The following is a 21,721-nucleotide window of genomic DNA, read 5'->3' as shown; positions in this document are numbered from 1 at the left end:
CGACTACTTTCGAACACGTCCCAGACAGTCTAAGCCCTACTGTCGGGTACTGCACCTGTGTCACACTTGTGCCCGCGACTGTGAGGTGAGTCATGACCATCCGGCCCATCGGAGAGCGCCCCGAGCCGGGGGCCGCGGGCAAACGATCCCGGCTCTTCGCGTCGCGTTCCCACGATAAACCGCCTGTTCACGGCGCTGTTCGCGGCGCGAGACTGGCCGCGCTGCCGGTGGCCTTCGCGGGACGGCAGGCCGCGGGCATCGGCAAGCGGGCGCTCGGCAGATCGGCCGAAGAAGTCAATCGGGACATTCAGCTCCGCACCGCGCAGCACATCTTCGAGGTGCTCGGCGAGCTGAAAGGCTGCGCCGCGAAGCTGGGGCAACTGCTGGCCATCTACGAGTTGGCACTGCCGCGGGAGGTGGCCGAGCCGTACCGGATCGCGCTCAGCAGGTTGCAGGACGCCGCGCCCGCGATGCTGCCGCACACCGTCCGCGCTGCCATAGCCGAAAGCATGGGGATGGAATGGCATTCGCACTTCCGCGAGTTCGATGATCGACGCGCCGCCGCGGCCTCGCTAGGGCAGGTGCACCGGGCGATCTGGCACGACGGCAGACCGGTCGCGGTCAAGGTGATGTATCCCGGCGGCAGGCAGGCGGTGGCCCGCGATTTGGACCACCTGCGCCGGATCTCCTATCTCGCCACGGTTTTCCTGCCGGGCGCGGACGTGAAGGCGGTGACCGAAGCGATCTGCGCGTCGGTCGCAGGGGAACTCGACTATGCGGCGGAAGCCGAGCATCAGCGCGCCTTCGCCGCGGCCTACGCGGATGATCCCGACTTCTATGTGCCGAATGTGGTTGCGCAACACGGTGACGTGCTGATCAGCGAATGGATCGATGGCACACCCGTACCGCACGTCCTCGCCGCGGGCACGCAGGCCGAGCGTGACCGGGTGGGCATGCTCATGGTCCGCTTCGTGACCTCCGGCTGGGCTCGCCACGGCCTGCTGTACGCCGATCCGCATCCGGGCAACTTCCGCGTGCTGCCGGACGGCCGGCTCGGCGTCATGGACTTCGGCGCGTGCAGCCCGTGGCCTCCTGCGGGTTTCGGCGAACTGACGCTCGACTGCTGTAAAGCGATATTCCGAGGCGGGCCAGGAGATCTGGCCGACGCCACGCGCCGACACGGCTTCGTGGCGAACGGACTCGCTCTCGACAGCGACGCGCTCTACGCCGCCATCACTCCCTGCGGTGAACCCTTCCGGCACGAGACCTACCGGCTGACCACCCGCTGGTTGCGGCGACAAGTGTTGCGCACCACCAATCCTCGATTGACCAATGTGGTCCGGCAGCTGACCATGCCCGCCTACTTCACGCCGTTCGCCCGCTCGTTCCTCACGCTCGTGGGCGTGCTCGGTCAGCTGGAGACCGAAGGTCCTTATCGCGACGAGATCGTCCGTTGGGTACCGGAATTGAGCGAAGCGTTCGTCTCGGACGAGGTGCCGAAGGGCGGTTCGCCGACGCTGGATCTGGAGCCCGCGCGGAGACGGCGGGCAGAGGCGGCCGAGCGGGGAATGTCGATCGGGTAATTCCGGTCACTTTGGGGCGCAGGGAATTTCGGTGCAACGCCGGGTCGGTGACGCCGAATTCGAAATAGTAGCCTGTTCTGTCTGAGACAGACTAGTCTATACGATCCGAAATCGACGTGTCACCGCGACAGCCACGCGCGCCACTGCGGAGCGATGAGCGCGGCCATCTCCTCGTAACCCGCGGCCCCTGGGTGCGCCCCGTCACCCGCGCGCACGTCGGCGGCCCACACCGCGCTGTCGCGCAGTAGCTGGTGCACTCGCACGTACGGCACCTCCGCCGCGGCGCAGACCTGCGCGAATCGCTCGTCCAGTGCGGCGGTGCGGGCATTGTGCTCGTCGTCGGCGATCGGCGGCGGAGCGACCATCAGCACCGGCCAACCTCGCTCGCCCGCCTGCCCGAGCAACTCGCCGAGGTTGGCCACCGATTCCCCGGGCGCGACCCGCGGACCGCCGTTCTCGTGCATGGCGTCGTTCACGCCGAAGGAGAGCACGACCCGCGCGTCCACGCCCTCCGGCAGGCGGGGCGCGCATTCGGCGCGGAAGCGCCGCACGATCTCGGCCGAGGTCTGTCTGCGCACCCCGAGGTTGTAGGCCGTCAGCGGAATCCCTTCCGCATGTGCCGCGGACGCGAGCCTGCCTACCCACCCCCGGAAATCCGGGTCGCCGACACCGGCGACGAACGAATCCCCGACGAAACACACCCGCAGATCCCGGTTCATTCGCGTGATCCTCGCAGGGCCGGTACCGGCCCGCGTGTTCCGGGTACGGGCAATATGATCACGGAGGTTCGACCGGGAGGGAGTAATGGTGACAACCGAGCCGGAGCTCGCGACACCGCCGGTTCCGCAGTGGTTCGCAGAGTTGTTCGCCCACCGACGCTGGATCCGGCGCAGCAGGCCCTTTCCGCACGTGTACGCCCGCGATGTCTTCGTTCCCGAGTTCTATCAGCGGTTGACCGAGCAACTGGAGCGGGTTCGCGGCGAGCGCCCCGACCTGGTCGCCCCGGTCGCCGACGGCTACAGCGCCGACGGAATTCGGCTGGGGGACCTGCGCGACGGCCCGCTCGCGGTGTTCACCTCACGCGAGTGGCACGACCTGGTCGCCCGGCTCGGGGGTGTCGAACCGACCGGCGACGTCGAAGGATCGGTGCACCACCACGGGCCGGGCAGCCCGTTCGGCTGGCCGCACAACGATCTCAACCCGGCCTGGTTCCCCGGCCCGCCGCCAAGTCCCGGCGAAGTACGCCTGCCCGACGCCACCGTGCACACCAAAACTGGGGCACGCGCGCCCGGCGTCGTCGCGCGCGAGACCGTGCGCGGCGTCGCGGTGCTGTTCTATCTGGGCAATCCGGGCTGGCAGCCGGGCGACGGCGGCGAGACCGCGCTGTACGACCACGTCGCCCAGGGAGCCGCGCTGCCGTCGGTGTCCCTCGTCCCGCCGCTGGACAATTCGCTGCTGCTGTTCGAGGTCACCCCGCGCACCTGGCACACGTTCGCGGGCAACAACGTCAACGACCGCAACAGCGTGGTGATGTGGGTGCACCGCACCAAGGCGGACGCCGAACGGCGCTGGGGAGGAGACAAGATTGTCCACTGGTGAACGCCGCGTCTGCCTGCTCACCGGTGCGAGCGGCACGCTGGGCGACGCGTTCTGCCAGGCCTACTACCGCGACTACGACATCGTCGCCGTGTGCCGCACGCGCACGCCCGCGGTGCCGTCGCAGCTGGAGTGGTACATCGATCCGCTGGCGCCGAACGCGACCGTGCCCGAGAACGATTCCCGTGTGTTCGTGGTGCGGTCGGATCTGACCGAGCCGGGTGAAGTGGAACGGGTGGTCGATCTGGCGCTGGCCCGGTTCGGCGGAGTCGACCTGCTGGTGAACAACGCGGCGCACGTCCGGCTGCATCCGGGCGGCATCGTCGACGGCGACGCAGCGCTGGACGACTTCGATCCGCACTTCGCGCTGAACGTAGCGGTACCCCTGCGTCTTTCGGCGCGGCTGGCACAACGATGCTGGTTGCACGCGGGACCCGAGAATCGCGCGCGCAACCGCAACATCGTCAATGTCTCGAGCATCTCCGGCTCGGAGGTCTACCCGGCACAGACGCTGTACTCCGCGTCGAAAGCCGCGCTCAACCAGCTGACCCGGAATATCGCCGCCGAGTTCGCCGAGTTCGGGGTGCGCGCGAACGCGATCGCCCCGACCACTTTTCCGGCCCTGGTCCCCACCGAGCAAGTCGCGCGGGCGATCGTCGAGCTGGACGCGGGCGCGGTGTCCGGTGGGGTGTACGGGGTCGGTGTCGAGCCGGAGCGGGCAGCGGGCTCCTCACTCCGGCTCGCAGAACCATGACCGCCTGACTATTCGGTCGACGTGAGCCCGGTGGCCCGCTCGGACAGCGTCCAGAGCCGTCCCGCGAGATCGGCGTCGACCGCCTGCTTGTTGCGCGGCGGCTCCAGTCGGAAACGATGGAAGTACTGGCCGTTGATCGCCGCACCGTCGGCGGTCGTGGCCAAATGCACCAGCGGCTCGGCGCCCTTGTCCGGCTGGATGAAGAACGGGCGCGCCAGCGGAGACCGGACGAACCAGCCGAAGCCGAGTGGCGCGTTGTCGTAGACATGGGTCGCGACCACACCGGGGTGGAAGGCCGCGGTGGTGATGCCGGTGCTCTCGGTGCGGCGGGCCAGTTCCCTGGTGAACAAGATATTCGCCAGTTTGGACGCGCCGTACGCGCCGAGCTGGTTGAACGAGCCGGTCGGCGCGTTGGCCGTGTCCAAGTCCAGCTTCGCCATCCGGTAGGTCGTGCTCGCGGTGTTCACCACCCGGGCCCGCGAACGGGTCAAACGCTCCAGCAGCAGGTTGGTAAGCAGGAACGGGGACAGGTGATTGACCTGGAAGGTGAGTTCGTTGCCGTCGTCGGTGACCGTCCGCTTGGGCCACGCGCCGCCCGCGTTGTTGGCCAGCACGTCGATCGTCGGGTACCGGTCGAGCAGTTGGTCGGCCAGCTTGCGCACGTCGTCGAGCCGGGCGAAGTCGGCGACGAACGGCTGCGCGCCCGCCTTCGCCGCCACCTCGGCGGTGCGCTCCGGTGATCGGCCGACGACGGCGACGGTGGCGCCGCGAGCCGCGAGCCGCTGCGCCGCTGCGGCGCCGATGCCCGAGCTCGCGCCGGTCACCACCACCGTCTTTCCGGTGAGGTCCTGGTCCTGTGTCTGTTCCTGCGCTGCCATCGCTGCCTCTCGCAGATCGGTTTACCTGACCCGATCGTCATCGGCTCGCGCGGGTTCGGCAAGCACCAACGCGCTCGAGTAGTGGGCGGCGATCTCGTCGCTGGTGGTCAGCCACACTCTCGGGTGGCCCGACACGTATGCGAGTGCTTCGTCCAGGTATTTGATCCGGAAAGCCTGCCCGATCACGAAGGGGTGCAGGGCCAGCGCCATGACCCGCCCGCTGTCGGCCGACTCGGCGTAGAGCTGGTCGAACTGATCGCGGACCATGCGCACGAAATCCGGTCCGCTGGTGGCTTTGCCGAGGAACAGTGTGTTGTCGTTGAGTTCCACCGAGTAAGGGACACTGAGCACGCCGGGTACCGACAGGGGATAGGGCTGGTCGTCGTTGGTCCAGTCGAGGACGTAGCCGAGGCCGAGTTCGGCCAGCAGCGACGGGGTGCGGAAGGACTCGGTGAGCGCGGGCCCCATCCAGCCGCGCGGCCTGCGTCCGGTCGCGCGCTCGATGGTCGCGACCACATCGGCGAGGTAGGCGCCCTCCTCCTCCGCCGGAACGTCCGGCTGGAAGATCGAGTTGTTCTTCCCGTGCGCGAGCCACGCCCAGTCCCGCCGTACACCCGCCGCGATGATCTGCGGATACCGCTCGGCGACATCGGAATTCAGCAACGCGCTGGCCCGGATACCGTGCCGGTCGAGCACCTCGATCACCCGCCAGATGCCCACCCGCGGTCCGTAATCACGCCAGCCGTAGTTCAGCGGATCCGGCGCGAGCCCGGCAGTACCGGGAAAGATGCTCGTGGACGGCCGGTCCACCCGATAGTGCTCGACATTGAGTCCGACATAGAACGCCACCCTGGCACCGCCGGGCCACCGCAACGGCGGACGATCGACGATCGGGCTGTACTCGAAGAGTTCGTTGTCCATGCCCTCATGCTGAAACTTGACACTGATGTGAAGATCAACCTCGAGCGTGAGTGATGTCCGGCACACTGCACAACCGAGCGGAGACAGCGGCGGGGTTCCGCGAGCCGGATCGTCCACACCAGCCGGTATCGTGCAGCGAACGTAACAACAGACTTCGTACGCACATGGGTAACTCACCGGGTACGCCCAGAAAAGGGGAGCGGCACTCGACGCAGGACCTGAACGCGGGTCTCGCGGCTCCAACCAGTACGGCCTGAATACCCGGAGAGGCGGGCGAGCATGCGAGTGGACGGGCGGGAGATCCCGGTCACGGGGAGCCTGCTACAGCCGCTGATCCGGCGCACGAGCGACATCATCCGGGTCGTCCTCGCAACACTGTGGGTGGCGGTCGTGATCGCGGCCTCACTGATCACCCGCCCGGAATGGCTGGCCCTGGAACGCTCGGTCTCCAACATCGTCGGTTTCCTCAACCCGGACCAGTCGAACCTGGTGTACCTGGTCTACGGCATGGCGATTCTCGCGCTGCCGTTCGCGATCCTGATCGAGCTGATCATCGGCAGGCAGTGGAAGCTGCTCGCCGGCTATGCCGCTGCCGGGGTGGTAGCGGGATTGCTGTTGTCCATCACCGGCACCGGCCTCTCCGCGCCGAAATGGCATCTGCAGGTGCCGGACCGGTTGGACACCTTCCTGTCCCAGTTCCTCGACGATCCGCGCTGGATCGCGATGATCGCCGCCATGCTCACCGTCGCCAGTCCGTGGCTGCCCACCCGCCCGCGGCGCTGGTTGTGGTTCCTGCTGCTGGCGTTCGCGCCGATCCACCTCGCGGTCAGCACCGTGGTGCCCGCCCGGGCGATGTTCGGGCTCGCGGTCGGCTGGCTGGTCGGCGCGGTGATCGTGCTCGTGGTGGGCACGCCCGCGTTGGAGGTCCCGCTCGACGCGGCCGTGCGGGTGCTCGCCAATCGTGGTCACACGGTCACCGGGTTCACCGTGGTGCATCCGGCGGGCCGCGGTCCGTTGGTGCTCGCCGCCGCCATCGAAGGGCCGGAACGCGAGCTGCTCGTCGAGATGTTCGGCAAGAACCAGCGCAGTTTCGGCGCGCTGCGCCAGCTGTGGCGCTGGCTGACCTTCCGCTCCAGCGAAACCGCGGCCATCCACGGTTCCATGCACCGTGCGGTCGAGCATCGCGCGCTCATGGCGATCGCCGTCGCCGACCTGGGGCTCGGCAGCGGCACCCCCGTCGCGGTCGCCGCGCTGTCGCGTGGCTGGATGTTGTACGCGCACACGCAGCCGTGCGGCACGGCGATCACCGAACAGTCCGCCGAAGTGCTGCCCGGAGTGTGGCGAGCGCTGGACACTCTGCAACAGAAGCAGATCTCACACGGCGACCTGCGGCCGGTCGACATCCGTGTGGCCGACGGCGTCACACTGTTCGGCGGCTTCGGCAACGCCGAATACGGAGCGTCGGACGCGCAACTGCAATCCGACATCGCCCAGTTGCTGGTGACGACCACCGCGACGTTCGGCAAGGAGCCCGCCGTGCGCGCGGCGATCGAAACCCTGGGTGAGGCGCGGGTACTCGCCGCGGCGGGCCGGTTGACCAAGTCGGCCATCCCGACCGGCATCCGCAAAGCGGTCCCGGAATGGAAGACCGCGCTGTCCGACGCCCGCGACGAGGTGCGCAAACAGACCGGTCAGGACCGGATCGAAGCCGAGCAGATCACCCGGTTCTCCCGCAACCAGATCATCCAGTTGGTCCTGCTGATCGGGCTGGTGTACGTCGCCTACCCGTTCATCAGCGCCGTGCCGACCTTCTTCACCCAGCTGCGCACGGCGAACTGGTGGTGGGCGCTGCTCGGGCTGCTCGTCTCCGCCCTGACCTACGTCGGCGCGGCGGCGGCGCTGTGGGCCTGTGCGTTCGGCGCGGTGAACATCCGGAATCTGCTCATCATGCAGGTCGCCAATACTTTCGCCGCGACCACCACTCCCGCAGGCGTCGGCGGACTCGCGTTGAGCGTGCGGTTTCTGCAGAAGTCAGGTATCGGCACGGTGCGCGCCACCGCCGCGGTCGCGCTGCAACAGGCGGTGCAGGTGATCACGCATGTCGGCCTGCTGCTCGCGTTCAGCATCCTGGCGGGCACCTCGACGGACCTGTCGCATTTCGTCCCGCACGCCACGGTGCTGTATCTGCTCGCCGGCGTGGGCGTCGGGATCGTCGGCGCGTTCATGTTCGTGCCGAAACTGCGCCGCTGGCTGAACGACGCGGTGCGGCCGCAGTTGCAGGAGGTCATCGGCGAACTCGCCGACCTGGCCCGCGATCCCAAACGTTCCGCGGTGATCATCGGCGGATGCGCGGCGCTCACCGTCGGTATGGCGGGCGCGCTGTGGGCCAGCGTGCAGGCGTTCGGCGGCGGCACCACCTTCATCACCGTCACGATCGTCACCATGATCGGCGGCACGCTGGCCGCGGCCGCGCCGACCCCGGGCGGTGTCGGCGCGGTCGAGGCGGCGCTGATCGGTGGTCTGGCCGCCTTCGGCCTGCCCGCGAACATCGCGGTGCCCTCGGTGCTGCTCTACCGCGTACTCACCTGCTGGCTTCCGGTGTTCTGCGGCTGGGGCGCCATGCGCTGGCTGGCGAAGAAGGACCTGATCTAAGCGGCGGTCTCGCCTGGTTTGTTCGCCAGCAGCACGGCGGTCGCGGGGCGGACGACGACGAATTCGACACTTTCGAAACCGTTCGCGCGCAGGTCGTCTCGATACCGGCGGATATCGATGCCCGCCAGTGGATCACCGTGGTCGTGATCGGCATCGTGGGTGCGGTGCGCCGCGAATCTCGCCATGACGCGCACCACGGTGGAGAGCAACGGATCGGTCGGCAGCGTGTCGGCGAGCAGCAGCCGGCCGCCCGGGCGCAATACCCGGAACATCTGCGCGATGGCGTCGGCACGGTGCGACGCGGGGATGTGATGCATCGCGAAGGTCGAGGTCACGAGATCGGCGGACGCGTCGGGCAGCGGAAGATCCTGTGCCGTCCCGACTTCGAACCGGCAATTGGCCAGGTCATGTGAGCGCGCGGTCGCGTAGTCGATCATCTGCGGCGACGGATCGACGCCGGTGACCCGGCCGACGCGGCGAGCGAGCACGCGAGCGAGGTCGCCCGGACCGCAACCGACATCGACGACCTCGGCGCCGGCGGCGGGACGAGCCAACTCGGCGAGCCGGGCGTTCAGGCGGTTCGCCCGGCCGAGTAGAAGCGCGGCTTTGAGGGCACGGTAGCGGCGCGGTTGGGTGAGCAGCACGCCGACGTCGGGGTGGCTATCGGTGGCAGACTGGTGTTCGTTTCCGGACATGAGTTCAGGATCTGCCGATATGGCCGTGCCGACCAGGATCAATGCCACGGAAACCGTCCGTAATCGGACGCGTACGAGACATTTGTCCGGGAGGCACCGTGCGGGAAGAACAGGACAGCGCCGATCGCCGGGTCCGGCGCACCAGGGCCTCGCTGCACCGAGCGCTGATCGAACTCATGGTCGAAGGCGCCTACGACCGGATCACCGTGCGCGACATCCTCGAGCGCGCGGACGTCGGGCGGTCGACGTTCTACACCCACTACCGGGACAAAGACGATCTGCTGCTGCGCAGCAGCACCGACTACCTGCGCGCGGCCATGACCGCGGCGGAGACCGACGCGGACGCTCCCGAACCGCTCGCGCCGGTGCGCACGCTGTTCGAGCTGGCCGCCGGTCACCCGGAGATCTACCGGGCGCTGCTCGGCCGCAAGAGCGGCACGGTGCTATTGCGCACCACGCGGGTGATGGTCGCGCAGATCCTCGCCGAGCGGCTGCGCGACCGGCTGACGATGCCGGAAGACGAGTTCGCGACCACCGTGACGTTCCTGTCCTGGGGTGTCGTCGGCCTGCTCGGCGCGATCGCGGAAGGACACCCACCGCTCTCGGCCGAGGAGGCGTACCAGCAGGTGGTCCGCCTCATCGGTCCAGGGTTGGCCGGACGGAGTGGGTGACCGGCCTTCCGCGTGGGCCGAGAAGCCATTTCCTCCGCGGCGATGCTCAGCCGCTGATCAGTTCCAGCGCATCCGCGGCGCGCACACTGCCCGCTGTGACGAGTTCGAGGTTGGCCAAAGCGGCTTCGTGCGCTTCCGGGGTGGCGGCGGCCACGCAGTCGGCTACCGGGTGCACGGTGAAGCCGAGATCGGTGCCGTGCCGTGCGGTCTGCTCGACGGTCAGGTTGGTGGCGACGCCAGTGACGAAGAGCGTCTCGATCCCTTGATCGGCCAACCATTCCGGCAGTTTGCTGCCCGCCAGGCCGGAGAGTTTCTGGTTGTCGAAGACTTCCGTCGGCTGCGCCGCCATCTCCGGAATGATCGCGGCGCCCGGTGATTCCGGCCGGAACTCGGTCTGCGCCGCGCCGACCGAGCGCATGAATCCGGTGTTGCGCACCAGTTCTCCTTCGCCGATCGGAATGGTGAACCGGGTGAAGACCACCGGCAGCCGCGCCGCGAGCGCCGCGGCGTGGAAGTCCGTCGCCCGCGCCACGACGCCAGAAGCCGCCACGGGCGCGGCCAGCATGGGACCGAAGAACCCCTCCGGCCGAATGACATTCACCTGCCAGTGCAGCGCCAGCACGGCGGCGCGGATGCGTCGGATCGCCATGTGACGACCTTACGCATCCGCGCCCGCGTGCATTGTCCGATTCACGTGAAACCGAACGCACCGCATGCTCAAGACGAATAGTCCTTGCGCAACTGGACTTTGACCACCTTGCCGCTCGCATTGCGCGGCAGCTCGGCAAGCAGCACCAGTTCCTTGGGGTGCTTGTAGCGCGCGAGGTTCTCGTTGAGGAACGGCTCCAACTCGGCCAAGGTCAGCTCATCGTCCGGGTTGTGCAGGGCGACCACCGCGACCGGCACCTCACCCCACTTCTCGTGCGTGCGGCCCACCACCGCGGCCTCCCGGATCTTCGGGTGGGCGAACAGGACGTTCTCCACCTCGGCGCAGTAGATGTTCTCGCCACCGGAGATGATCATGTCCTTCTTGCGGTCCACCACGTAGACGAAGCCCTCTTCGTCCTGGCGGACCAGGTCGCCGGAGTGGAACCAGCCGCCCGCGAAGGCCTCGGCGGTGGCTTCCGGCTTGTTCCAGTAGCCCTGCATGAGCGTGGGACCGCGATAGACGATCTCGCCCACTTCGCCGGGCGCGACGTCGTTCATCTCGTCGTCGACGATGCGCGCCTGGATGGTGGGGATCACCTTGCCGACCGAGCCGAGCTTGCGGATGGCGTCCTTGCCCTCCAGCACGCAGGTGATCGGCGACATCTCCGTCTGGCCGAACACCGCGACGTTGAACGAGTTCGGGAAGCACTCGGCCATCGCGCGCAGCACGGTGTCGGAGGCGGGCGCGGCGCCCCAGCTGAGCACCTCGAGCGCGAGCTTGCGATCCTTCACCGTCGGATGGTCGCAGACCAGCTGCCACTGCGCGGGCACGCAGAACGCGGAGGTGGCCTGCTCGCGCTCCAGCGCGTCCAGGAACTCACCGGCGTCGAAGGCGCCGAGCGGATGCAGCACCGTCTTCGAGCCCAGCAGGAAGGCGGGCGCGAGGCTACCGAGACCGGCGATGTGGAACAGCGGCGAGGTGCACAGCCCGATCGAGTCGGGTTCCAGCGCCAGCGCTCGGATGCAGGTCAGCGCCTGCGCGTTCATATTCGCGTGGGTCAGCACCGCGCCCTTCGGGCTGCCGGTGGTGCCCGAGGTGTACATGATGAGGCTGGGGGTGTCCTCGGGGATGTCCAGCGGGGTGTGCGACTCACGCGATTCGGCGATCAGGTCGTCGTAGCCGATCACGCCGTCCTCGGACGCGCCGCCGATCACCACGAGGGTCTCCAGGGCGGGCGCCTGCGCTCGCACGGCGGCGGCCAGCGGCCGCAGCACGGTATCGGTGACGACCGCCTTGGCCCCGCTGTCGCCGACGATATAGGCGACCTCCGGCGGCGTGAGCCGGAAGTTGACCGGGACCGCGATCGCGCCCAGCGCGTTGATGCCGAACACGGCCTCGAGGTATTCCGGGTAATTCAGCGCCAGGATCAGCACCCGGTCGCCGAACCCGACGCCCCGGCGCGCCAGTCCGTCGGCGAACTTCAGCGACCGCTCGTGCAACTGCCGCCAGGTCGTGTCCACGCCACGGAACCGGATCGCGACCGCGTCCGGGCGCATCTGCGCGTGCACGGCGATCTGGTTGTTCCAGTGATTACGCCGCGACCTGATCGGCTCGTCGAGCGCTGCTGCCCCGGTGGTCATTGCCACGAACTCCTCTCGGACCGTCATCGGCCCGCCGGGTGGTCCGACGGCGGCGACGGGCTGAATCGCGTGCAGAATATCAACTAACTTAAACGCCCGGCAAGAGATTGCGGAATGAATCCGGGTTAATCAGCCTGGAGCTGGTACCCGGTTCGGCTTGAACTCTTCTAGCAGGCCATTTGACCTCCCACCGAACGGTTGCGAAGCGGAAACGGCAGCGATGAAGATCGTCAAATATGCGAACCTCGGCTCACTTGTGAGTTGAAGACGGGCCGATTCTCGTGTCACCATCGACCCGAACGGGCGAACCGGCACGCCCGCGCGAGACATAGGAGAAGCGCAATGCTGCGGACCAGGTTCACCGAGAAGTTCGGGGTGGAACACCCGATCGTGCAGGGCGGCATGATGTGGGTCGGGCGGGCCGAACTCGTCGCGGCCGTCGCCAACGCGGGCGGGCTCGGCTTCATCACGGCGCTGACCCAGCCGACCCCGGACGACCTGCTCCGCGAGATCGAGCGCACCAGAGAACTCACCGACAAGCCGTTCGGCGTGAACGTCACCATCCTGCCGTCGATCAATCCGCCGCCGTACGCGGAATACGTGCGGGCGATCATCGACAGCGGCGTCGGGATCGTCGAAACGGCAGGCAGCAACCCCGAACCGTTCCTGCCGTACTACAAGGACGCGGGTATCAAGGTGCTGCACAAGTGCACCAGCGTGCGGCACGCGCTGAAGGCCGAGCGGATCGGCGTGGACGGAGTGAGCATCGATGGCTTCGAATGCGCGGGCCACCCCGGTGAGGACGACGTCCCCGGCCTGGTGCTCATCCCGGCCGCCGCACGGGAGCTGAGCATCCCGATGATCGCCTCCGGCGGCATCGCCGACGCCCGCGGCCTGGTCGCCGCGCTCGCCCTCGGCGCGGACGGCGTCAACATGGGCACCCGGTTCCTGTGCACGCAGGAGTCCTCGATCGATCAGAAGGTCAAGGAGAAGATCGTCGCGAACTCCGAGCGCGACACCCAGCTCATCTTCCGCACCATGCGCAACACGGCGCGGGTGGCGGACAACGAGATCAGCCGCAAGGTCGTCGAGATCGAGAAGTCCGGCGGCACCTTCGACGACGTGCGGGACCTGGTGGCGGGTGCGCGCGGCCGCCGGGTGTTCGAGGAGGGCGACCTGGACGCGGGCATCTGGTCGGTCGGCCTGTGCCAGGGCCTGATCCACGACATCCCGACCTGCGCCGAGCTGATCGGCCGGATGGTCACCGAGGCCGAGGAGCTGATCACGGCCCGTCTGGCCGAAACCGTGGTGGTCGGCTGACCGCGTTTACTTGGCCGCGCGGGCGGTGACGGCCGCGTAGTCGTGGCTCGCGACGAGTTCGATGCCGTCGGGCAGCGCGTGCAGGCGATGGATCGTGGTGAAGGCGGCGTCCCGGTCGGCGTCGAACAGCTTGCCCGGCATGGGCGCCTTCTCCCGCAGCAGATCGACCTGCAACTTGCTCCAGACGGCGTCGCCGGCGAACAGCACGCGGCTGCCGTCGTCCACCGCGAGCAATACGCCGATGCTGCCCGGCGTGTGGCCCGCGAGATCGACCAGCAGCATGGAGCCGTCGCCGAACAGGTCCTTGCTGCGCGGGAAGGTCAGCACGGGCGGTCCGTCCAGCTCGAAGCGGTCGAAACTGCGCCCACGCAGCGGTCCGCGCGCCACACCGGCCGGTGCGTGCGGGCCGCCCATCGCCCAGTCGTACTCGACTCCGGGCAATCGGATCTCGACCGAGGCGGGCAGCTCCAGCAGGCCGGAGACGTGATCCCAGTGCAGATGGGTCGGCACCACGAAATCGATGTCCTCGCCCGCGACATCGTGCGCGGCGAGCGCGTCGGACAGCCCGAGCACCGGCTTGTCCGGCGCGACGAGCAGCGGCACCGGGAACGGCAATTCGGGCAGCACGCGCTCGTGCACGCCCGCACACAGGGCCGGGTCGACCAGGAACCGCGCCTTCGGATGCTCGACCAGGAACGCCGCCATCGACAGCCGCATCTCCCGCAGGCTGCGCACGCCCTCGGCCACGATCGTGGTCGGCGCCGACATGGTGGCCTGGGTGAGCACGGTCAGCCGGACCGTGGCGCTCGCGGCGGGCGGCGGCAGCGCTTCGAGGTTCGCCAGCAGGGCGGTGTCGGGGCGGCGCGGCCGCAACAACCGGCCCGGCGTGGCCGCCAAGGCGGCGCAGCAGCGCAGCAGGGTGGGCAGAGTCGGCGTGCGCTCGGCACGGGTGGCGGCACCGCTGTCCGGTTCGGTCACGGTGCCACGGTATGTGATCACGCCGGTTCGCGAAAGAGCCGGGCAGGCAGCGGATATGCGACGTTGCTCCGGGCGGTTTCTGCGGCATAATCGCGGGGGTACCGTTCTCGAGCGGTGACAGCAGCCGGGGAGACGGGGAGGGAGGACGCGATGCGGCCCGGTCTTCCGGACGGGCACAGTGGTGCACCGGAACACGACGTTTCGCTCGGCAATAGCCGACGCACCGCACTCACTTGTGCCGCCGTCCTTGCCGTAGCGGATCTACTAGGTGTCGACGCCGCCTCGGTGTCGACCAGCTCGCCATTCACCGATCTCGGCCTCGGTTCCACTCAGCTCGCGAGGCTGACCGCCTATCTCGAGGACGCCATGGGAGTCGAAGTTCCGCTGACCGCGCTCTACGACCATCCGGACATCGAACAGCTTGTCGAGTATCTCGCGATGCGATGAGCAGCGCGGCCACTGATTCCGTCGGCTCGCATCCACCCGTCTCCATCATCGGCATCGGCTGCCGACTGCCCGGGGCGGCGAGCGTCGCCGAGTTCTGGCAGCTGTTGCTCGAGGGCCGGGACGCCACGTCCGCCCCGCCCGCCGGGCGGCTGGGCTCGCGGCGCGGCGGGTACCTCGCGGATGTCGAGTCCTTCGACAACGACTGGTTCGCCATCTCCGACCGCGAGGCCGCGCTGATGGATCCGCAGCAGCGGCTCGCGCTGGAAGTCGCGGTCGAGGCGCTCGACGATGCCGGGATCGGCTATCGCACGCGGGGTTCCGGCGCGGCCGTCGTCTTCGGCGCGTCGGGGTACGACCACGGCATCGCGGTGCTCGGCCGCGCGGGTCACGACGCGCCCTACGCGGTGACCGGGTCGGCGCTCAGCATCATCGCCAACCGGTTGTCGTACGTGCTCGACCTGCACGGGCCGAGTCTGGTACTCGACAGCGCATGCTCGTCCTCGCTCGCCGCGGTCGACCTCGCGGTCCGGCTGCTCGCCGACGGCGCCGTCCCGTTCGCCATCGTGGGCGGCGTCAATCTCGTCTTGCTGGAACACACCTCGAACTACCTGGCCGAGGGCGGCTTCCTGTCGCCCGGCGGACGCTCGACGCCGTTCGACGTCGCCGCGGACGGTTACACCCGCGGCGACGGCTGCGCCGTGGTGATTCTGCAGCGCAGCGCGGACGCGGTACGCGAGGGCAACCGGGTGTACGCGGAGATCGTCGGAACCGCCGTCGGATCGGACGGCCGCTCCAACGGCCTGTACGCGCCGAACGGCCGCGCACAGCAGGAGACGTTGCGGGCCGCGTGGTCGCGAGCCGGGCGCCCGCCCAGCAGCGCGGGGTACATCGAATGCCACGGCACCGGAACGCCTTTGGGTGACGCGGTGGAGGTCGGCGCGCTCGCCGCCGCGCTCGGGCCCGGCGCGGACGACCCGATCTGGATCGGTTCGGTGAAGTCCAACATCGGGCATCTGGAGGCCGCCGCCGGAGTCACCGGGATGGTGAAGACCGCGCTGTCCGTCCACCACGGGGTGATCGCCCCGACGATCAACGTGCACACCGAGCATCCGCTGCTGCGCTTGGCCGAGCGCGGCCTGCGCGTGCCCACCGAGCCGGTGGACTGGAGCGGGGTGGACGCGACGGAACGCGTGGCGGGCATCAGCTCGTTCGGATTCGGCGGCACGATCGCGCATCTCGTGCTCCGCGGCGCCACGCGAGCGCGGGCCGAACACGATGCGCACTTCCCGATACTGCTGCCGCTCACCGCACGTGACGAGGAGGAAATGCGCGACCGCGCGCTGCGGCTGGCCGATGAATTCGACCGAACAGGGCCCTCCTTGCCCGAATCGGTCGCAGCGGCGGCGCGAGCGGTGCCGGCGCCGACCCGGGCCGCGATCCTCGCGCACGATCACGCCGACGCGGTGCACCGGTTGCGCACGCTCGGCCACGGCGACGCCGACGCGGCGCTGGGCCCCGTGGCGAACCGCCGCCGTGGCGGGCTGTTGTTCCTGTTCTCCGGGCAAGGCGGCCAGCATCCGAAGATGGGCCGTGCGCTGGCGGCGCGATATCCGGTCTTCGCCGCCGCACTCGCCGAGGCGACCGACGCGATCGTGACGGCGGGCGGGCCGCGGGTCTGGACGCCGCGTCACGGTTTCACCTCCGCGGGTGCGGCGCAAGCCACCGATCTGGTGCAGCCCGCGTTGTTCGCCTTCCAGGTGGCGCTGGTGAAATTGCTGGCGGCATGGGGGATCCGCCCTGATGCGGTGGCAGGCCACAGTCTCGGCGAGATCGCGGCGGCGGCGGTGAGCGGCGCGCTGACCCTCGCGGACGCGGCGCGCGTGGTGGTGCTGCGCAGCGCGACGCTGGCGCATCTGGACGGGCGCGGCGCGATGGCAGTGCTGGAGGCGGCCCCGGGCGAGGCGGCCAAACTCGTGGAGCCGATGCGATCGGAAGTGGCCGTCGCCGCGATCAACGGCCCGAGGTCGGTAGTCGTGTCCGGCACCCCGCGCTATATCGACACGCTGGTGCGGCGAGCCACCCGCCGCAACATGTTCGCGCGCAGGCTCGCGGTCGACTTCGCCGCGCACAGCCCGCAGGTCACCACCGTGCTCGCGCCTTTCGTCGCGGCGTTGACCGAGATCACGCCCCTGACGCCGCGCCTGCCGGTGTATTCGACGGCGCGGCGCGGCGCGAAAATCACCACCGCCGCCATGGACCGCGACTACTGGACGGAGAATGCCGCGGGCACGGTGGAATTGGCGGCCGCGCTCGAGCGCGCGGCCGAAGACGGCATCGCCACCGTGGTGGAGATCGGCCCGCAGCCGGTGTTGCTCGCGGCGGTGCGGGAGTACCCGGACTTCCGCGACGGCACGCATGCCGCGGCGCTGCGCGATGACGAGGCGAGCGGCTTCCTCACCGGCGTGGCCGGGCTGTACCTGGAGGGGCGGCCGGTCGACTGGTCCGCACTCGGCCCCTTCGGCACACCCGTACCGCGGCAGTGGCGCAAGCGGAAATTCCCGTTGCTGGTGGCCGGACCCGCGAGCGCGCACGTCTCCGAATCCGCCTTCGCCGCCGAGGATCTGACCCATCACGTGGTACAGGGCGACAACATCGTGCCCGCCGTCTTCTGGCTGCGGCGGCTGCTGCGGCTCGCCAAGGACACGGCGGGGGCGGCCGCACTGGCCGACTTCGCCGTACATGAGAGGACCGATCCCAGCGCCCTGCCCGAGGTCGTCTATCGCGGGCCGGGAGCGGAGGAAAGCGTACGGGCGGAGGTCACGGGCACCGGAACGCTGGCTTCGGCCCGGCCCGCCGGTGACCCCACACCCGCGGATATCGTCGCATGGATGCGGGTGGTCGACGCAAACCGGGCCGCAAGACATCACATGCGCGTCATCACCATCGGCGTCTTCTACCAGGAATTGCGCCGCAGACGGCTGGAGTACGGTCCGCGATTCCGCCCGCTGCGCGGCATCGCCGCGGGCACCGGACGGGCGCTGGGCCTGTTCGACGCCGCCGAATTGCATCGCACCGCGACGCTGGACGGCTGCCTGCATGTGCTCGCCGCGGCGGTGTTCGACGAATTGCCCGGCACGTCGATTCCGCTGCCCATCGGCATCGACTCGGCCTGGCTGTCACATGAACCGAATCGCCACGTGCTCGAGGTGCACGCGCTGGTCCGCGAGCGCGCCGACACCGGATTGATCGGCGACGTCATCGCGACCGACCAGCACGGGGTGCCCTGTCTCGCCTTCTCCGGTGTACACATTCGCTATGCCGACCCCACCGACGAGGAGGGGCTCGGCAGGCTTCGCACGGCGCACGCCGAACACGAAACGCGAAACGCGCCCTTCCGTCAGGAGTCCTGGGAGTCGCGCGATCCCGGTTCACTCGGGCTCGGTGACGCACCCGCGCCCCTCGTGCGGCGCGCGGTGGTGGTCGGCGCCTCCGACCTCGCCGTCCGGCTCGCTCGCGCGCTGGACGCCGAGCTGCCCACCGAGCGGATCGCGCGGGAACCGGACGACGCGAGCTCGCTCGTCAGCGCGGTACTGGCCGGGCGCAGCGGTGACCACGCCGTAGTGGCCGTCTGGCCCAGCGGTTTCGGCGTGAGCGCGGGCAAGAGCGCCGCGGCGGCCGGTCGTGTCCTCGAACTGCTGCAACTGATCTCCGCTCACGACGCCACCGCGTCCGTGACGGTGGTACTGCCGCACGAGGATCCGGCCCGCCCGCTCCCGCGGCCCGATGAGCCCGCCGCGGCGGCCTCGGTCGTCCCCGCGGCGATCGCCGGGCTGGTGCGCTCGCTGCAACTGGAGACGGGTCGTACGGTGCGCCTGGTCTGGGCCGATTCCGACCCCAGGAACCTGCCGCTGCTCACCCGCCTGGTGGCGACCACCGACAGCGCCGTTCCCGACGAGCTGCGCCTGTCAGCGGGCGAGACCGCGGTGCGTCGCTTCACGCCCGCGCGACCACGCGCCGTGCCTGCCGTCGGCGTCGACGCGAACGGAACATACGTCGTCACCGGCGGACTGGGCAGGCTCGGCTCGGTCGCCGTGCGCTGGTTGCTCGACGCGGGCGCGCGCGACGTGGTGGTGCTGACCAGGGCGCCTCGCCCGGTGCCCGCGCTGCTCGACGGCTTGGAGGACCGCATCGTCGTGGTGCGCTGCGACGCCGCCGACCGGGACGACCTGGCCAACGCGCTCAGCGACATCCGGGCCTCCGACTCGATGATCCGTGGTGTCGTGCACGCGGCGGGCGTGCTGGAGGACGCCGGGTTCGACGCGATTACCGCGAGCCAGCTGACCAGGACGTTCCTGCCCAAATCCACCGCGGCGGGCAATCTGATCGAGCTCACCGCCACCGACGCCACCGACTTCGTATTGCTGTTCTCCTCGGCCACCGGCGCCCTCGGTGCGCCGGGGCAGGCCGCGTACGCTGCCGCCAACGCCGCGATGGACGCACTCGCGCAGCGTGATCCGGGCAGACGGATCCTGAGCGTCGGCTGGGGGCTGTGGGATTCCGGCCTCGCCGCGGCGGCGGGCGGCGCGAGCCATTTGCGTCGAGCGGGCATCGGCGCGTTCGACTTGCCGGGCGGAAGTGCCGTACTGTCCCAGGTCCTGCGCTACGACGGCCCATACCTTCTGGTGCTGGAGCACACGCCGACGACCGACACTTCCCCGATCGCGATCCGTTTGACGAATCTGCTCGTGCCCGTCGGCCGTCCCGACCCCGCGCCCGCCCGCGCCGAGGCGAGTGAGCGCACGCCCGAGCCCGCCGAACCGCTGACCACGACCATCCGCCGCGTTCTGGCGAGCACGCTCGATCTGCCCGCCGAGCACATCGACGCCGGGGCCGACTTCAACGACCTCGGACTCAGTTCGTTGCTCGCGATCGAGATGCGCCGAAACCTGGAAGCGCGGCTACGCGTCCGGATCGCGACGGCGGAGTTGTTCAAACACCCCACCATCACCGCCCTCGGCGCCGCCCTGCTGGATCGGGTCGCCGCGAACACCGGAGAGACCTCGTGAGCCGCGGCGACCACCCGGCGGGGAATGGTCTCGCGACTTCGGTGGCCGCGTGGGCCGCCACCCGCCCGGACGAGCCCGCCTTCACCGAGCTGCGGTTCCGCGTCCAGGAACGCAAGCCCGTCACGCTGACCTACGCGCGCCTGCATGCCGCGTCGGGCGCGCTGGCCGCACGACTGCGGCAGGAAAGCGCCCCCGGCGACCGCGTGGGCATCCTCTGCGCCCACGGCATCGACTACGCGGTGGCATTTCTCGCCTGCCTGTACAGCAATCGAGTCGCGGTGCCGCTGTTCCCGGCCGCGGGCGCACGCAACCGCGAACGCCTGCACGCCGTCCTGGCCGATGCCAGGCCCTCGCTCAGCCTGCTCTCCGCTCACGACGAGATCACCGCGCCGATCCTGGGCACAGCACTGGGACGAGCACTCGCCTTGCCCGCGAATCCCGGTGTGCCGGAATGGGGTTCAGCCGCGGGAATCAGGTGCGGCGCGCCTACCGCGATGGCGTCGGCGAGCGTGGCCGACCCGACGACACGCCGCGCGGGGTCACTCGAGACACGCTTCGTCGCGCCCGGCATTGGTCCCGCCACGCCGTCGGCCGCACCGGTGATCGATCCGGTATGCGACGAGCTGGCCTATTTGCAGTACACCTCCGGATCGACGAGGTCTCCCGCGGGCGTCCGGGTCACGCACGACAATCTCGCCACGGCGTTGACGCAACTCGGGCACGCCGTGTCGGTCGCGGACGATCGGCCCGTCGTGACCTGGCTGCCGTTCTTCCACGACATGGGTCTGATCCTCGGCCTTTCGCTGCCACTCTTCCTGGGCGTGCACGGCATCACGCTGGCGCCCGCCGAGTTCGTGAAGCGCCCCGTCCGCTGGCTGCGCGCGATCGCCGACTACCGCGCCGGTACCACGGGGTGTCCCAATTTCGGCCTGAAACTCGCGGTGTCCGGCACCACCCCCGCCGAGCGGGCCGGGCTGGACCTGTCCGGACTGGACATCGTGCTCAACGGCTCGGAGCCGGTCCGCGCCGACGCCTTGCAGGAGTTCACCGAGACCTTCGCCCCTTACGGTTTTCGCCATCACGCGCACACTCCCGGCTTCGGCTTGGCCGAGGCCACCCTGACGGTCACCGTCTGCGACCAGCGCGAGAACCCGGTATGGCACCGTTTCGACCGCGCCGCACTGTCCGAAGGCCGCGCGGTCGCGCTGTCCGAGGACGCGGCGGGATCCGTGGACGGTGTGCCACTGGTCGGGTGCGGCGCACCCGCTGGACAACAGCTGCGGATCGTCGATCCGGTGCTCGGAACCGCGCTGCCCGCTGGACGCGTCGGCGAGATCTGGGTGGCCGGAGACAATGTGTGCGACGGATATTTCGGGAGACCGGATGCCACGGCGGAGATATTCTGCGCCACGCTGCCGGGAAGCACTGCCCGCTGGCTGCGCACCGGCGATCTCGGCTTCCAGCACGAGGGCCAGCTCTACATCGCGGGCCGCCGCAAGGACGTCATCGTGGTCGACGGACGCAATCACTATCCCGCCGACATCGAGGCGACGGTGCAGGCATGCGCGCCCGAGGTCAGGCCGGGTCACGTGACGGCGTTCGGGCACGACGACGGGCTGCGCGAAGACCTGGTCGTTGCCGCCGAACTCGGCACGGTCGACGGACGCGAGCCGATCGAACTGTTCGCCCTGGCCCGGCGCATCCGCACCGCGGTCGCGTCCACCCACGAGGTGATGCCCGGTGCGGTACTGCTCCTCGAACCGGGGCGAATCCCCAAGACCAGCAGCGGAAAGCTCCGCCGCGGCGAGTGCAGGGCACGCTATCTGGCGGGCCGACTCAGCCCGGTGGCCATGATCTGAACAGCGGTCGCC

16 protein-coding genes are annotated in these 21,721 nt (G+C 69.4%); 9 read left to right on the top strand and 7 right to left on the bottom strand.

Annotated elements, in window-relative coordinates:
* Nucleotides 1-92 precede the first annotated feature (92 nt).
* Complete coding sequence (locus tag ACIHAX_RS06205) at nucleotides 93-1,583, top strand: ABC1 kinase family protein (protein ID WP_397276094.1); 1,491 nt, start codon at nucleotides 93-95, stop codon at nucleotides 1,581-1,583.
* A 119-nt stretch (nucleotides 1,584-1,702) separates the two neighbouring features.
* On the opposite strand, the gene ACIHAX_RS06200 is transcribed toward ACIHAX_RS06205, so the two are convergent.
* Nucleotides 1,703-2,302: a GDSL-type esterase/lipase family protein gene (locus ACIHAX_RS06200; protein WP_397276092.1), complete on the bottom strand. Its 600-nt coding sequence runs from the start codon at nucleotides 2,300-2,302 to the stop codon at nucleotides 1,703-1,705.
* A gap of 85 nt (nucleotides 2,303-2,387) precedes the next feature.
* On the opposite strand from ACIHAX_RS06200, the gene ACIHAX_RS06195 reads away from it, so the two are divergent.
* On the top strand, nucleotides 2,388-3,182 hold the full coding sequence (locus ACIHAX_RS06195; RefSeq protein ID WP_364424843.1) for a 2OG-Fe(II) oxygenase family protein: 795 nt from the start codon (nucleotides 2,388-2,390) through the stop codon (nucleotides 3,180-3,182).
* Nucleotides 3,169-3,933 carry an SDR family NAD(P)-dependent oxidoreductase gene (locus ACIHAX_RS06190; RefSeq protein WP_397276089.1) on the top strand — a complete coding sequence of 255 codons (765 nt, stop codon included), beginning with the start codon at nucleotides 3,169-3,171 and terminating at the stop codon, nucleotides 3,931-3,933. The genes ACIHAX_RS06195 and ACIHAX_RS06190 overlap by 14 nt, the downstream gene beginning before the upstream one ends.
* Nucleotides 3,934-3,941: 8 nt before the next feature.
* Here the strand turns inward: ACIHAX_RS06190 and ACIHAX_RS06185 are convergent, their stop codons facing one another.
* Both ACIHAX_RS06185 and ACIHAX_RS06180 read right to left on the bottom strand, forming a co-directional pair.
* Nucleotides 3,942-4,811, bottom strand: a complete 870-nt coding sequence (locus tag ACIHAX_RS06185) for an SDR family NAD(P)-dependent oxidoreductase (protein ID WP_397276086.1) — start codon at nucleotides 4,809-4,811, stop codon at nucleotides 3,942-3,944.
* 21 nt (nucleotides 4,812-4,832) lie between these two features.
* Nucleotides 4,833-5,732 carry a polysaccharide deacetylase family protein gene (locus ACIHAX_RS06180; RefSeq protein WP_397276084.1) on the bottom strand — a complete coding sequence of 300 codons (900 nt, stop codon included), beginning with the start codon at nucleotides 5,730-5,732 and terminating at the stop codon, nucleotides 4,833-4,835.
* Between the two features lie 279 nt (nucleotides 5,733-6,011).
* On the opposite strand from ACIHAX_RS06180, the gene ACIHAX_RS06175 reads away from it, so the two are divergent.
* Nucleotides 6,012-8,384 (top strand): lysylphosphatidylglycerol synthase transmembrane domain-containing protein, encoded by a 2,373-nt coding sequence (locus tag ACIHAX_RS06175; protein WP_364424845.1) that lies wholly within the window; start codon nucleotides 6,012-6,014, stop codon nucleotides 8,382-8,384.
* On the opposite strand, the gene ACIHAX_RS06170 is transcribed toward ACIHAX_RS06175, so the two are convergent.
* Nucleotides 8,381-9,079: a class I SAM-dependent methyltransferase gene (locus ACIHAX_RS06170; RefSeq protein ID WP_364424846.1), complete on the bottom strand. Its 699-nt coding sequence runs from the start codon at nucleotides 9,077-9,079 to the stop codon at nucleotides 8,381-8,383. The two genes, ACIHAX_RS06175 and ACIHAX_RS06170, sit on opposite strands and share 4 nt — an antisense overlap.
* A gap of 98 nt (nucleotides 9,080-9,177) precedes the next feature.
* Here ACIHAX_RS06170 and ACIHAX_RS06165 point away from each other — a divergent pair, with 98 nt between their 5' ends.
* Nucleotides 9,178-9,750 carry a TetR/AcrR family transcriptional regulator gene (locus ACIHAX_RS06165; protein WP_397276081.1) on the top strand — a complete coding sequence of 191 codons (573 nt, stop codon included), beginning with the start codon at nucleotides 9,178-9,180 and terminating at the stop codon, nucleotides 9,748-9,750.
* 46 nt (nucleotides 9,751-9,796) lie between these two features.
* Here the strand turns inward: ACIHAX_RS06165 and ACIHAX_RS06160 are convergent, their stop codons facing one another.
* Together ACIHAX_RS06160 and fadD5 are read right to left on the bottom strand one after the other, a co-directional pair.
* Nucleotides 9,797-10,399, bottom strand: coding sequence for a cysteine hydrolase (locus tag ACIHAX_RS06160; RefSeq protein WP_355071104.1), 603 nt, complete (start codon nucleotides 10,397-10,399; stop codon nucleotides 9,797-9,799).
* Nucleotides 10,400-10,467: 68 nt separating this feature from the next.
* Nucleotides 10,468-12,039 carry a fatty-acid--CoA ligase FadD5 gene (gene fadD5, locus ACIHAX_RS06155; RefSeq protein WP_397276079.1) on the bottom strand — a complete coding sequence of 524 codons (1,572 nt, stop codon included), beginning with the start codon at nucleotides 12,037-12,039 and terminating at the stop codon, nucleotides 10,468-10,470.
* A gap of 342 nt (nucleotides 12,040-12,381) precedes the next feature.
* Here fadD5 and ACIHAX_RS06150 point away from each other — a divergent pair, with 342 nt between their 5' ends.
* Nucleotides 12,382-13,359 carry a nitronate monooxygenase family protein gene (locus ACIHAX_RS06150; RefSeq protein ID WP_364424849.1) on the top strand — a complete coding sequence of 326 codons (978 nt, stop codon included), beginning with the start codon at nucleotides 12,382-12,384 and terminating at the stop codon, nucleotides 13,357-13,359.
* A gap of 6 nt (nucleotides 13,360-13,365) precedes the next feature.
* Here ACIHAX_RS06150 and ACIHAX_RS06145 read toward each other — a convergent pair whose 3' ends face one another.
* Nucleotides 13,366-14,337, bottom strand: coding sequence for an MBL fold metallo-hydrolase (locus ACIHAX_RS06145; RefSeq protein WP_397276076.1), 972 nt, complete (start codon nucleotides 14,335-14,337; stop codon nucleotides 13,366-13,368).
* A gap of 150 nt (nucleotides 14,338-14,487) precedes the next feature.
* On the opposite strand from ACIHAX_RS06145, the gene ACIHAX_RS06140 reads away from it, so the two are divergent.
* From ACIHAX_RS06140 to ACIHAX_RS06130, 3 genes are read left to right on the top strand one after another with little or no spacing between them, the layout of a single operon-like run.
* Nucleotides 14,488-14,784 carry an acyl carrier protein gene (locus ACIHAX_RS06140; protein ID WP_397276073.1) on the top strand — a complete coding sequence of 99 codons (297 nt, stop codon included), beginning with the start codon at nucleotides 14,488-14,490 and terminating at the stop codon, nucleotides 14,782-14,784.
* Complete coding sequence (locus ACIHAX_RS06135; RefSeq protein ID WP_397276071.1) at nucleotides 14,781-19,850, top strand: SDR family NAD(P)-dependent oxidoreductase; 5,070 nt, start codon at nucleotides 14,781-14,783, stop codon at nucleotides 19,848-19,850. The genes ACIHAX_RS06140 and ACIHAX_RS06135 overlap by 4 nt, the downstream gene beginning before the upstream one ends.
* Nucleotides 19,847-21,709 carry a fatty acyl-AMP ligase gene (locus ACIHAX_RS06130; RefSeq protein ID WP_364424852.1) on the top strand — a complete coding sequence of 621 codons (1,863 nt, stop codon included), beginning with the start codon at nucleotides 19,847-19,849 and terminating at the stop codon, nucleotides 21,707-21,709. The genes ACIHAX_RS06135 and ACIHAX_RS06130 overlap by 4 nt, the downstream gene beginning before the upstream one ends.
* Nucleotides 21,710-21,721: the final 12 nt, after the last annotated feature.

Origin of the sequence: Nocardia sp. NPDC051929, from assembly GCF_044548645.1 — a bacterium.
GTDB lineage: Bacteria > Actinomycetota > Actinomycetes > Mycobacteriales > Mycobacteriaceae > Nocardia > Nocardia sichangensis.
The sequence above is the reverse complement of the archived record's forward strand: the minus strand, read 5'-3'. Positions and strand labels throughout refer to the sequence as shown.